Annotated in this window: 13 protein-coding genes; 10 read left to right on the top strand and 3 right to left on the bottom strand. The window is 43.1% G+C overall.

The annotated features are described in order from the left end of the window. Window positions 1-59 precede the first annotated feature (59 nt). Entirely contained in the window at window positions 60-317 is a 258-nt protein-coding gene (locus BEP19_RS16775; protein ID WP_120191099.1) for a YciI family protein, read from the top strand. Window positions 318-459: 142 nt separating this feature from the next. After that, window positions 460-2,682, top strand: coding sequence for an exo-beta-N-acetylmuramidase NamZ domain-containing protein (locus tag BEP19_RS16770; RefSeq protein WP_120191098.1), 2,223 nt, complete (start codon window positions 460-462; stop codon window positions 2,680-2,682). Window positions 2,683-2,708: 26 nt separating this feature from the next. Here BEP19_RS16770 and BEP19_RS16765 read toward each other — a convergent pair whose 3' ends face one another. After that, window positions 2,709-4,190: an FMN-binding glutamate synthase family protein gene (locus tag BEP19_RS16765; protein ID WP_120191097.1), complete on the bottom strand. Its 1,482-nt coding sequence runs from the start codon at window positions 4,188-4,190 to the stop codon at window positions 2,709-2,711. A gap of 112 nt (window positions 4,191-4,302) precedes the next feature. Between BEP19_RS16765 and BEP19_RS16760 the strand changes: the two genes are divergently transcribed. From BEP19_RS16760 to BEP19_RS17790, 5 genes are read left to right on the top strand one after another with little or no spacing between them, the layout of a single operon-like run. After that, complete coding sequence (locus tag BEP19_RS16760; RefSeq protein ID WP_120191096.1) at window positions 4,303-5,871, top strand: spore germination protein; 1,569 nt, start codon at window positions 4,303-4,305, stop codon at window positions 5,869-5,871. After that, window positions 5,868-6,974 (top strand): GerAB/ArcD/ProY family transporter, encoded by a 1,107-nt coding sequence (locus tag BEP19_RS16755; RefSeq protein ID WP_120191095.1) that lies wholly within the window; start codon window positions 5,868-5,870, stop codon window positions 6,972-6,974. Before BEP19_RS16760 ends, BEP19_RS16755 begins: the two co-directional genes overlap by 4 nt. Next, the gene (locus BEP19_RS16750; protein ID WP_120191094.1) at window positions 6,967-8,178 is read left to right on the top strand and encodes a Ger(x)C family spore germination protein; all 1,212 of its coding nucleotides are present in this window, start codon (window positions 6,967-6,969) and stop codon (window positions 8,176-8,178) included. Before BEP19_RS16755 ends, BEP19_RS16750 begins: the two co-directional genes overlap by 8 nt. Before the next feature lie 16 nt (window positions 8,179-8,194). Further along, window positions 8,195-9,301, top strand: coding sequence for a GerAB/ArcD/ProY family transporter (locus tag BEP19_RS16745; protein WP_120191093.1), 1,107 nt, complete (start codon window positions 8,195-8,197; stop codon window positions 9,299-9,301). 36 nt (window positions 9,302-9,337) lie between these two features. Then, complete coding sequence (locus BEP19_RS17790; RefSeq protein ID WP_170145417.1) at window positions 9,338-9,508, top strand: hypothetical protein; 171 nt, start codon at window positions 9,338-9,340, stop codon at window positions 9,506-9,508. Window positions 9,509-9,568: 60 nt separating this feature from the next. Here the strand turns inward: BEP19_RS17790 and yjjX are convergent, their stop codons facing one another. Next, window positions 9,569-10,081 (bottom strand): inosine/xanthosine triphosphatase, encoded by a 513-nt coding sequence (gene yjjX, locus BEP19_RS16740; protein WP_245983668.1) that lies wholly within the window; start codon window positions 10,079-10,081, stop codon window positions 9,569-9,571. Window positions 10,082-10,222: 141 nt separating this feature from the next. On the opposite strand from yjjX, the gene BEP19_RS16735 reads away from it, so the two are divergent. The 3 genes from BEP19_RS16735 (at window position 10,223) to mutY (ending at window position 12,099) form a co-directional block, all read left to right on the top strand. Continuing rightward, window positions 10,223-10,693 carry a phosphatase PAP2 family protein gene (locus BEP19_RS16735; RefSeq protein WP_120191092.1) on the top strand — a complete coding sequence of 157 codons (471 nt, stop codon included), beginning with the start codon at window positions 10,223-10,225 and terminating at the stop codon, window positions 10,691-10,693. Between the two features lie 70 nt (window positions 10,694-10,763). Further along, window positions 10,764-11,060 (top strand): MFS transporter, encoded by a 297-nt coding sequence (locus tag BEP19_RS16730; RefSeq protein ID WP_120191091.1) that lies wholly within the window; start codon window positions 10,764-10,766, stop codon window positions 11,058-11,060. Continuing rightward, window positions 11,050-12,099: an A/G-specific adenine glycosylase gene (mutY, locus tag BEP19_RS16725; protein ID WP_120191090.1), complete on the top strand. Its 1,050-nt coding sequence runs from the start codon at window positions 11,050-11,052 to the stop codon at window positions 12,097-12,099. The genes BEP19_RS16730 and mutY overlap by 11 nt, the downstream gene beginning before the upstream one ends. A gap of 115 nt (window positions 12,100-12,214) precedes the next feature. On the opposite strand, the gene BEP19_RS16720 is transcribed toward mutY, so the two are convergent. After that, window positions 12,215-12,826 (bottom strand): superoxide dismutase, encoded by a 612-nt coding sequence (locus BEP19_RS16720; RefSeq protein ID WP_120191089.1) that lies wholly within the window; start codon window positions 12,824-12,826, stop codon window positions 12,215-12,217. Window positions 12,827-12,961: the final 135 nt, after the last annotated feature.

Here is a 12,961-nt window from a genome sequence, read left to right as displayed (position 1 = left end):
TGTTGGTCGATTTGTTATAATGATTACAAATAAGTCGTTGAAAAGGGAGAGAAAACAAGATGCGATATTTTGCCGCAATTTTATACATGTTGGATGAAAGCATTAACCAAAAATACCGACCACAACACCTTGCTTATCTAGAAAATTTGGAAAAGGGAGGAAAAATCCATATAAGAGGTCCACTTGCTGGGGGGGCTGGCGGGCTGGTCATTTATAAAGCGGATTCTTTTGAGGAAGCGAAGGAAGTCGCTGAGAATGATCCATACATTATTCATGGCGTGCGACGTTTGGAATTACACGAATGGTTGATTGATTAATTGGGACAAGCGCCTTCAAGATAGAGGCGCTTTTTAATTTGTCGAAAAGGGGAGGAAAATGAAACCAATTGCTGATCTGAAACGTCCTAATAGATAGAGAACACATCAGACAGTGACAATACATAAATAGAGAGGAGAACCCATGAAAAAACAAACATATTGGATAGCGTTGGCCTTAATCCTGTTGTTGGTCGGGCAAACTGTCGCTTATGCCTTGTCAAGTTCAAAGCTTCAACTTGGCGATGATTTACTCATTCCAAAATACCATCATTTAATAGATGGGAAAAGAGTGGGTGTGATTACGAATCAAACGGGCGTGAACAGTCAAGGCGTACATATTATTGATGAGTTAAAACGGTATCCCGAAGCCGCGTTAACCGCCATTTTTGTTCCCGAACATGGGCTGGATGGCAAAGCGAAAGCGGGGGAATATGTGCAATCGTATACGCATCCAGAGTTAGGGATTCCTGTTTTTAGTCTTTATGGGAAGACAAGAAAGCCTTCTAAAGAGATGCTGGATACAGTTGATGTGTTAGTTTACGATATTCAAGATATCGGGGCTAGAACGTATACTTATATTTCGACATTGAATTATTGCATGATTGCAGCCCAGCAACATGGTAAAAAGGTGATTGTTCTAGATCGTCCAAATCCTTTGGGAGCGGAGATTGTCGATGGACCTGTGCTGGAGGAAGGTTACCAAACGTTTGTTGGTGTCGATTTGTTACCGATGGCTCATGGGATGACAGTCGGGGAACTTGCTCAATTTTTTAACCGAAATATACATGCTGATTTAACGATCGTGCCGATGGAAGGGTACGAGCGGGGTATGTTGTTTGAAGAGACGGGCTTGCGCTGGATTGCGAGCTCGCCAAATATTCCAGATTTGACTTCATTAAAAGGTTACATGGCTACAGGACTTGGGGAAGGAACGGGAATTGTTCAGCGGGATCAATTTAAGTGGATCGGCGGTAAGGGGATTGATTCTGTTCAGTATGCGCAAAAGATGAATGGCTTGCTATTGCCTGGAATTGAATTTATCGCTGAGACCCACGGGTCCTACGGCGGAGTTCGCCTTCAGATTACCAATCGTAAATTGTTTAATCCCGCTAAGACAGGGATTTATGCTTTAGCTGTCGCTAATCAGCTGGGCTCATTCGAAATTCCGCAAAGCGGCAACCAACTGGTTATGTTTGACAAGATTATGGGAACTCGTTTAATTGGAGATTCTTTGCGTTTGAAATTAGCGCCGCAAGAAATTGAGCAAAAATATGCGGAAAGCTTAAACCAATTTAAAAAACAACGGGAAGAGTATCTCATCTATGGCAACGGAAAGCAAGCGTCTCCCGTTCTTCAACCACAACTTAAAAAAATAAGCATGCAAGGCGGTCTGGTCTATAACGGGAAGTATTTTGCGCCGCTGCGTCCTGTTATTGAAGCGTTAGGTTATACCGTAGGGTGGGAAGAAACGACGAAAACAGTCATGGTCAAGGCTGAGGGACGGGAAATCCCATTACAACCGGGCAGTGACCCGACTCAGGACGATGCGTTTATAAAAGATGGTATTACCTATATTCCAACAGATATGATTATGACAATTGTTCCGGATACAAGTGTTCAGCTTAAGGAAGATCAAGTAATTATAACAAGACCGTTGCTCGAATTGTCCATCCATGTTGTTCCTTATGTCCCTCCTGTTGTGAAACCCGTTGGAAAAATAGCTTATTTAACGTTTGATGATGGCCCGTCTCCGTTAACGAGTCAAGTTTTAGATATATTGATGGAAAATGATGTTAAAGCGACTTTTTTCTTAGTGGGTAATCAAATTACGGGGCATGAAGCCGTTGTAAAACGGATGTATGACGAAGGCCACAGTATAGGAGGCCATTCATACTCTCATGACTATGGTCATATTTACCGGAACTCAACTGTTTTTTTCGAGGATCTAGATAAAGGATACGATGCCATTGCTCGTGTGATTGGGGTTCGCCCGACCATTTTTCGATTTCCAGGCGGTAGTAACAACCTTGTTAGTAAAAGGGCTCAAGATCGCAACTTATATCGCTCTGATCAGTGGATTATGAAAGATTTAGTGAAGCAAGCGAAGCAAAGAGGAGAAGATTATTTCGATTGGAATGTATCAAACGGGGATGCGTCGGGATCGTCTTACACGGTTCGCAGCGCTGTAAATAAAGTCATAGAAGGGGCGTCGGGAAAGCAAGAAATTGTGATCTTAAGCCATGATTCCGCGCCAAAAGTAAACACAGTCAAAGCGTTGCCAGAGATCATTGAATATTTGCGGCAAGAAGATTATTCGTTTCACACATTGGACCAGCAAGTTGAAGGTTTTAAATTTTTACAGTAAAAAGGGGGGCAGGAGGCCCCTTTTTTTTATTTCCTAAATGGGAAGACACTTCGCCAATCCATGTTCTTCTTCGGCTCTGTTTTATATTCGTTAGAGGGAGGGGGAGGGGGAGTTTGATAGACGAGTGGAATCCCCGTAACTTTACTAGTTACTTCATCTAATGCGATCAGATCCCCTGTTTGTACTGCATGTATACTGTCTTTGCCAAGAGAGCGGATGGCTACCTTCATTTCTTCCACGTAGGAGTTAAAGAAGTTTTCAAGACATTTTGCAGATTTATCAATGTCTAATTCTTTTGTTAAAGAGCCGGGATAAAAAGCGAGCTCGGTAGGAGGTTCCCATGGCGCTGCTTTAGTTACCTGATCATGAGTCATTGCCCACAGTGGAATTGTCCCCATAAATACGGCATCCGCGCCGAGAGAAATGGCTTTTAAGCATTGGCCTGGATTGCTAAAACCGCCGCCAATCAACAAACTGATTTTATTTTTAACGCCACGTTGCTCCAAATAACGAACCGCCCGACAGAGCGCAAAAATTGTTGGTATCCCGAAGTCATCCTCTAGGATCGGCGGCGCGCCCTTTGTTCCTGCTTGACCCCCATCAATACTTATAAAGTCGATTTTTGCTTGAATTGCAATTTCGAGATCATCCTCTAATTTGCCGCTAGGCGAAATCTTGATCCCGATGGGTACACCATCGGTTATTTTTTTTAGTTTTTCGACTAAAGGTTTTAAATCCCTAGGTTTTTGAACCTGTCTATGTTTTGAAGGGATCACGAGTGTCTCCCCTGGTTTCACATTAAGTATCTCACGGGCTTTTCCTTGTAAAAATTCAGGGGGAATTCGACTTGCCGTAGCTGCGGAAGCCCCTTGTCCAAAATGGATTTCAATCGCATCTGCTTGACGTAAAATATTGGGATCTTTGTTCCAGTGACCTGAACCATATTGCATGATCATGTATTTCGACAGCTCGCGATCCTCGGGTAAAAACCCGCCTTCGCCCGTGTTTGTCGCCGTTCCGACAGCTGCGGTTCCCTTTGCTGCGGCGAGTTTGATCTGCTCGCTCACCCCAATCCCGTAGCCCCAGCCTCCGAGTAATAAGGGGATCTCAATCGTTAGAGGTTTTTTAGCTTTGGGCCCGATCGTAACTTTCATATCGACTTCTGTGTCTTCATGGGCCGGCATCACGGCAATTTGAGCGGGTGAAAAAACTAATCCATCAAAATTTAAAAACTTGCGCGGACTACCAAACGGCCTTTCTAATAATTGACCGTCTGCGGCGCGAATGCTATTTTCAACCACCGTAATTGGGCTTGTTCGGGTTAAAGCGGTGACCATCTCCCAAATGTTTTCGGGATATCTTTTGTTCATAATTCGTTTCGTAAACAACCCAACCACTAATTTTACAAAGGGTTTAAAAAATAAAATGATGAGCGCGCAAATAAGGAGTAGGGCTAGGAGAGCGCCAGAAAATGAACCAACGATAAATAAGATCCATGTTTTTTCCATGTCAAGCCAACTCCCCTTTCGTATTCATAGTATTTTTCCTAATACCTGGTTTTTATTCCAAGTAATTATGAGCATACTAGTTAGCACTAGTGTAAATATAGGTGGGATTGGAATGTTTCGGTTCATACAAAGAAGATTAAAGACGGATTCAAGCGATGATGTTGAAACGAAGAAATCTAACGAGTTTCCAATTGAATTGTTTACCTCGGTTCAAATGAATGTGGAAAATATTAAAAATCTGCTTCAATCTCCAAGCGATCTTGTCGTTCGCGAATTTACCTTGGGGAATACAACACATCCATGCGCGGTTATCTGTATCGATGGTTTAGTCGACATGAATTTAGTTAACGATAAAATAATAAAAAATATTCAAATAGGGATATCGACCGCTAATAAACCAATTTCCTTCTTTGGGGATGAAGTTCTAACTGAGTTGGAACGAGGCGTCTTGTCGACGAGCGAATTAAGTAGGACAGATTCGCTAGATGAAGCGGTTTTGGGTATTTTATCTGGAGATACATGTGTTTTTGTGGAGGGGATAGATGAGGTTTTAATTATTGGCTCTAAAGGGTGGGAGAGTCGAGGTGTAGAAGAACCGGTTACCGAGGCGCTTGTGCGCGGACCGCGCGATGGATTTATAGAAAATCTGCGGACCAATACAGCCCATATTCGTCGTCGTGTGCGCGACCCTAACCTTCGCATCGAAAATCATAAGGTTGGTCGACGGTCTAAGAAAGATCTGGTTGTTATTTATGTCGATGGAATTGTACATCCAGAACTGGTAAAAGAAGTAAATCGTAGACTAAAGACAATTGATCTTGATGATGTCCAAGAAACAGGCTACATCGAAGAGTGGATCGAGGATAGTTTTTTATCGCCGTTTCCGCAACTACAATCGACTGAGCGACCTGACAAAGTTGCGGCCAATGTTTTGCAAGGAAGGGTAGCAATCTTGCTTGATGGAACTCCGTTTGCTTTATTGGCTCCAACGACACTGATTTCTTTATTACAATCGCCAGAAGATTATTATGAGCGCTGGCAAATTGGGACGTTGTTGCGTCTTTTGAGATTCTTTGCCGCTTTTATTACTCTTTTTTTGCCGGCTCTATATATTGCTCTTGTTTCTTATCATCCAGGAATGATTCCTTCTAAATTAGCATTCTCGATTGCTTCCACCCGAGAGGGAGTGCCTTTCCCAGCAGTGGTAGAGGCTTTAATTATGGAAGCGACCATCGAATTATTACGGGAAGCAGGGGTGAGATTACCAAAACCCATTGGACAGACGATTGGGATTGTTGGCGGTTTAGTAATCGGTGATGCGGCAGTATCTGCAGGCATAGTAAGCCCTGTCATGGTCATCGTCGTAGCGGTGACGGCCATTGCCTCCTTTGCTCTACCGCATTATAGCGTCTCGATTTCGTTGCGAATGTTACGTTTTGTTGTGATGATTGGCGCTGCAATATTTGGTCTTTACGGAATCATTCTCGTTTATATAGGGATCAATATTCATCTTGCAAATTTAAAAAGTTTTGGGGTGCCCTATACGACCCCATTCGCTCCGATGTTCTCAAGGGATTGGAAAGATGTCTTGGTGCGCGCTCCGTTGACCATGATGAGAACGCGACCCGCATTTCTAAAAACAAAGGATGAGGACCGAATGAATCGAGGGAGGAGATCATGAAGTCTTTTGACTATGGAGATAAGATGATTGGCTCCAAAGAAATGGCTGTTGCTGTCGCATCGATGATTCTTGGAGGCGGAATCATTACTTTGCCGCGTGTATTAGCGGGCAAAACGTTCGGAGCTGATGGCTGGCTATCCATTTTAATTGCGGGAATCTTTGTCTGCTTATTCACGCATATCGCTGTGAAGCTTGCCATTCGGTTTCCTCATCAGAGCTTTTTTCAGTATACGTCGTCGATTGTGTCGAAGCCGATTGCTTATGCGCTCGTATTCGTGTTTGGTGTATACGCAATGAGCATTGTCGCATTTGAAATCAGATTAATGGGCAATATCGCCAAACTGTATTTGTTTAGTAGGACACCGACTGAGGTGCTCACGCTCAGCTTCTTATTGGTCATTGCTTATGCTGTTGCGGGGACAAGAGCGGCGATTTTCCGCTTAAATTTAATGTTTTTTCCGATCGTCATGATCGTGGCCGCTGTCGTTGTGGTGATGAATTTGGGGGCCTTTGATTTTAAAAATTTATTTCCTATTTTTACAACAGATTGGAAAGGATTATACTCAGGAGTAAAAGAGACGGCTTATAAAATGTTAGGATTTGAAATCGTGCTTTTTTACATCATGTACATGACTCGACCCCAGCAAGCGTATAAAGCAAGCAGGATTGGCGTCGGGCTCGTGGTTATGCTATACATCCTGATTTACATAACATGTATAGGTGTATTTGCCAACGAGGTGACGCAAACGATTGTTTATCCCGCGGTTGAGTTGGCTCGACAAGTGGAAGTGCCTGGTGAGTTTTTCGAACGATTTGAATCTATCTTTTTTACGGTTTGGATTATGACGATCTTTAATACGAGCGCGATGGCTTACGACATTGCGTTAATCTCTGTTCGTTCTATGTTCAAACAAGGAGGAAAGCTTGTTTATTTGTCTTTTATGTCCCCTATTATTTACTTGATGGCAATGTATCCACCTACACATGTCGATGTGATTCGGTATGGACGATATATCAGTTATACGGGGTTAACGCTTGGGGCGGCCTTGCCTGCTTTATTATTGCTAATTGCCGTATTGAGAGGGGTGAAAGGCGATGGGTAAAGTTTGGTGGAAAGCGCTTTGGATGCTGACTGTGCTATTGGCAGCCACAGGATGTTGGGATCGCGTGGAAATTGAGCAGCGCGGTTTCGTTGTCGGGGCGGGGATTGAATTGCCTGATGAAACGGATCAAGAGGAAGAAGACTCGGAAACGCCCGACAGACCGAAGGGAAAGCAACGGTATGCATTGACCTATCAATTTGTTATGCCAGGGACATTGGGTGGGCAAGGCGAGGAAGGCAATCAGTCGCAATCATTTTTCAACTTTACATCAACGGGAGAATCCTTGCTAAAGATTACAAGGGAATTTGCGACAAGAACGGGGCGTTCCCCATATTTAGAACATCTAAAGGTTATCCTTGTATCCGAAGAGTTAGCGAAGCGGAGGGGTGATTTCGCAAATGCGGTTGATTTTTTTATTCGTTTTCACGAGTCAAGGCGCAACACGAAAATATTCATCGTAGAAGGTTCACCATTAAAGGCGTTTGAAATTAACCCTAGGACAGAAAAGCTGAATGTCAATTATATTGAATCTATTTCGAAAAACCACTTAAAAACGGCGCGCATGTTAGAGCCATATGCTATTGATCAATTAGAAGAAAAGCTATTACTTGAAACGAGCTATACGATTCCACGCATCGTCGTTCGCAAGGGTGATGTAAAGGATGCCGGGGCAGCCGTCTTTCACGCAAGAGGAAATTGGATGCTTGGCTGGTTAGATGAGGAAGAGACGCAAGGACTAAATTATTTGCGCAATGAAGTGAAGGAAGACGTCATTACGGGGCAGGTTCGGGACAATCTCATTGTTTACGATGTCACGCGAGTTGATCGGAAGATAAAGGTGGACAGTCGTGACCTGGATCACATTAAGTTTACGATTGAGTTAGATGTGGAGGGAGAAATAGGCGAATCGCTAGAAACAATGAATTACATGCAAAAGGCCGCGGTAAATCAAGCAGAGGAAAGTATAAAAAATGAAATCATCCGCCTCTGCAATGCTACTTTGCATAAATTACAGAAAGAGTTTGAGGTCGATGTGGTCGGATTAGGAAATCATCTTAAGCGCTATTACCCTAAGGTTTGGGCTAAGGTTCGAAAAGACTGGGATACTGGGGAGAATCATTTTGCTAAAAGTATAGTTGAAGTAAGGGTCAATCCGATTATTCGCAATCCGGGTGTAGTCACGGAATCGGAGTCCCGTTATTGAGGACGGATAACGAACAATGAAGTCTTTCCAAAGCGGAAATCATGAGGTTAGTCCGAAGGTCATTGCGATCGCCGTCGCTTCAACCACCTTAGGGATCGGGATTATTACCTTACCTAGGACATTAGCGGAGGCAACATCCGCGGGAGATGGCTTGCTTTCTATTTTTATAGCGGGGATCGTCATTTGCATATTTGCGGCTATCGCCGCTAAATTAGCAAGTCGATTCCCAAGACAAACATTTATTCAGTATGTATCTCAGGTTGTTCCCAAACCGTTTGCCAATGTCATAACCTTCCTTGTGGGAATATATGCTCTGATCAATGTCGCTTTTATAGTGAGGTCTGTTGGCAATATTTCCAAAATGTATTTATTCGCCACAACGCCCATCGAAGTGATTATGTTGTTTTTTCTACTTGTCGTCATTTATGCTGTTTTTGGGAAAAGAATCGCTATTTTACGTCTAAACATGATGTTTTTTCCAATCATCTTAACAGTAGTGATGGTGATCGGGGTCATGAACTTTCGTTTTATTGATGCTGAAAGGCTAAGACCCTTTTTAATGTCGGACTGGCAAGGAATTTTAACGGGGGCAAAAAGCGCTCTGTTCTCGTTCCTCGGCTTTGAGATTGTTTTGATTTATGTTATGTATATGAAAAAACCGAAACAGGCTGCGAAAGCAAGTGTGTTCGGGGTGTTTCTCGTTACTTTTTTATACTTGTTTATCTATTTTTTTAGTATCGTCGTGTTTGGCAATGAGGTAATAAGAACGTTTGTTTATCCGACGATTGAACTGGCAAGGCATGTCGACATTCCGGGTGGGTTTTTTGAGCGATTTGAATCGATCTTTTTTACAATATGGGTTATGACCCTCTTCAATACGGCAACAATGTCTTATGATATTGCGCTGCTTACGTTTCGCTCTGTTTTTAAGAAAGGAAAAAAGATTGTCTACCTATCTATTTTGTCACCGCTTATTATTTTGTTGGCCAGGGTGCCGGCGACACATGTTGACTTAGCAAAACTTAGCGCAATCTTCAGTTTGTATGGGTGTTTTATCGCTATGATTGTTCCATCTATATTGTTTCTAATTGCCAAAGCTAGAGGAGTTAGGGCGGACAAATAATTTAATGCGATACTAGGAAGGAAGTGGATAGGATAGATGGGGGAATTCGCTAAAGCATGGGGTTACATTCCGCCAATTGGGATTATTTTTGCGGCGATTGGTTCTTCTGTTATTCCATTGGGCATTTATTTCATCAACCAATGGCTTCATAAAATCGGGGATCCTCCTTGGAAGACAAGCGAGGAGCAAGATGAGCGGGAAAAGTAACCAACTAAAACGATAGGCGGGCGAAGTAAGTAATGAACGATTACATCTTCGCCGACTATCCTATTTTATGAACTTAGCATAGGCGCAAATGACAACATCCTCAAATACTTGCTCTCGTCTAATCTGGTTGCGGGTCAGGATGCCGATTGTTCCCTCATTTTTATGAATATTTGCGCCATTTGCCCAGCGGTCAATCACGGTACCTAATTCATGTCCCTTGCGCAGTTCTTTCGCGATTTCTTCAGGTAATTGCAGCCGATGTCCGCCGCTCACCCCAATTTCCCCTATTTGATCGATAATAGCCCCCCAATTGCATAAAAAAAGGCCATATGGCGGTGTTTCAACAACGCCTCCTTCTAGTCCAATCGCAAAATCATATCCGTTGCTTATCGCAGCTTTTGCTCTATTTATCGCGCCCGTTAATGTTTCATTGTCAGAGAACGGTTGAGAGGAAACGCCTGAAGGAACGGTGACTCCCACGACCTCCGCCGCAATTCCCATTCTTCTAAACGCCGCTTCTACTGCTCGCAATTTTGCTGGGTTTTTTGATCCTACCGCGACACGTATCATCATGAGTCGCCTCCTATACCTTACTGTTTAAGCTAGTGTATCCATTTTAGAAAATATATCAATATGCTTGATTGGGAATAAGATGGTATGATTGAAGGTAGATGTGGAGCTAGGTAACAGTATATCGCTCGGGGGAAATTTGAAATGTTAGATACGTTGATGATTTTTTTTAGCGAGATCGGCAATGGGGGAGCTGTATGGTTTTTGCTCGTTGGACTCTTACTGTTGTTTAAATCGAGTCGCAAGGCGGGAATTTATACGGCTGTCGCGATTTTAACCGCTGCCTTGGTCCAGTATGTCTTGAAAATTTTGTTCGCTAGACCACGACCGTTGGTGGACCCGATTGATCTTTTGATCGAGATGCCAACATCGTATTCGTTTCCATCTGGACATACGTTGATTTCCTTCAGCGCGGCGGCGGCGCTTGCCTTGTTTTTTCCGCGAATGGGCGGCGTGGCTTTGGTAATCGCTTTGATAATTGGGATTTCGAGGGTCTATCTGCGGGTTCATTTTGTTAGCGATGTATTTTTCGGGGCGTTGTTTGGACTCGCGATCAGCTACGGGTTAGCTAGACTTAAAAAGTGGGACGAAGCGAGGCGGGGAACCGTCTTATAAATGAATAGCAAGTAACAGTGACGCTTCACTTCGACGAGGGGTCACTTTTTATGTTAAATGGGGTGATGAAATGATTAAAGTATTTATGGAATATAAAATTAAACCAGAATATAGAGCGGCGTACGAAGCGATTATGCCAGAAGTTAAAGAGTGGATGGCGCAACAAAAGGCGCGTAACTATCAACATTTTGAAGGTATTCACCAGCCTTTATTGTTTGTGGAGATGTTCGATGTAGAGAGTATTGAAGAGTACAACCGTTTTAAAAAGTTGCGTTGCGAGGAAAAAACGTTTTTTGCGGAATGTATAAGTGGCGGCGCGCAAAAAATCAACATGTGGGCTTTTGCGGAGACATCCAATGATACGTAATTTCGATGTCAAAACGTTTCAAGATCAATTATTGCATTGGTTCGAAAGGAACTTGCGTGATTTGCCCTGGCGCAAGGATAAGGATCCGTATAAAGTGTGGGTTTCGGAAATCATGTTGCAGCAAACGCGGGTGGATACTGTGATTCCGTATTTTGAGCGATTTGTGGAAAGGTTTCCGACGCTAGACGCGCTAGCGGCTGCCGAAGAAGAGGATGTCTTGAAAATGTGGGAAGGCCTCGGCTACTATTCAAGGGCTCGAAATTTGCATACCGGGGTGAAAGAAGTTCAGGCCACATATGGTGGCCATGTGCCGAATGATCCTACTGAAATTATTAAGATAAAGGGAATTGGTCCGTATACGGCAGGGGCAATTTTGAGTATCGCATATGACCAGCCTGAACCAGCTGTCGATGGCAACGTGATGAGAGTGCTCTCGCGTTTATTGAATATAAAAGAAGATATCCAAAAGGTAAGGACGCGGCGTCAGTTTGAAGAGATCATTAGAGAGATGATTGCCGCGCATAATCCGTCTTATTTTAATCAAGCGTTAATGGAACTCGGGGCTTTGATTTGCTCGCCAAGATCGCCGAGTTGCCAACAATGCCCTGTTTCTTCTCATTGCGAAGCGAAGCGGTTGGAAATTCAAGAGGAATTACCTGTAAAGGGGAAAGCGAAACCACCTCGACCCGTTGATCTGTCGGTTGCATTCATAAAATATAATGAACAAATCTTAATTCGCCAACGTCCTGATCAAGGGTTATTGGCTAGCCTTTGGGAATTGCCAAATGCGGAGGGGAATCAACACGATTTACAACACCATCTAAAGCAACAAGGTCTTAGGGTTCTTTCACTCATGCCCATTTTAGAGCAACAACATATCTTTTCACACTTGATTTGGAATATGGTTATTTTTTATGTAGAGGTGGAGCAGATGGAGGAACAGGCAGGCCATTGGGTGGATTGGGGTCAATTGGATGACTATACGTTCCCTGCTTCCTATCAAAGGATTTTTTTTAGATTGACTGATTTTTTTACTTAAATTGGATAATACTTAGAGTTAGACGGTTCAAACGTTGTTCAACGATCTGTCACCGTTAATTTAATTCCTTATTGAAATAAAAAGGGCTGTCCATGCGGACAGCCTCTCTTATCTATTATTTCGCAGCAGCGTAACGCTTGCTCACTTCATCCCAGTTAACAACGTTCCAGAATGCGGAAACGTAGTCAGGGCGCTTGTTTTGATACTTTAAGTAGTAAGCGTGCTCCCAAACGTCTAAACCTAGGATTGGCGTTTTGCCTTCCATGATTGGGCTATCTTGGTTTGGAGTGCTTGTAACAGCTAGCTTGCCGTTATCAACGATCAACCATGCCCAACCAGAACCAAAACGTGTTGCAGCAGCTTTTGCGAATTCTTCTTTGAACTTGTCAAAGCTCCCAAAAGTACTGTTAATATCGTTAGCTAAATCTCCAGTAGGAGTTCCGCCGCCGTTTGGACTCATGATTTCCCAGAAAAGCGCGTGGTTAGCATGTCCGCCACCATTGTTGCGAACTGCCCCGCGGATGTTCTCAGGTACTGCGTCTAAATCAGCAATTAGATCTTCAATACTCTTGCTGGACAAGTTGTCATGTCCTTCTAAAGCAGCGTTTAGGTTATTTACATAAGCTTGGTGATGACGACCATGGTGAATATTCATTGTTTCTTCATCAACGTGCGGCTCAAGCGCGTTTGCCGCGTAAGGTAGAGCTGGTAATTCATACTTAGCCATAATTAAATTCCTCCTTCATTAATATGTATATTGCTTCCATTTCTAATTATAGCCAATATTGAATACTAAATCAACTAAAAAGTATCATAAAGTTGTTTTTTAGTATATCAAAATTGTAAATGAGCGGTGATTTCG

It is taken from the genome of Ammoniphilus oxalaticus, from assembly GCF_003609605.1.
GTDB classification, from domain to species: Bacteria; Bacillota; Bacilli; order Aneurinibacillales; family RAOX-1; genus Ammoniphilus; species Ammoniphilus oxalaticus.
The sequence above is the reverse complement of the archived record's forward strand: the minus strand, read 5'-3'. Positions and strand labels throughout refer to the sequence as shown.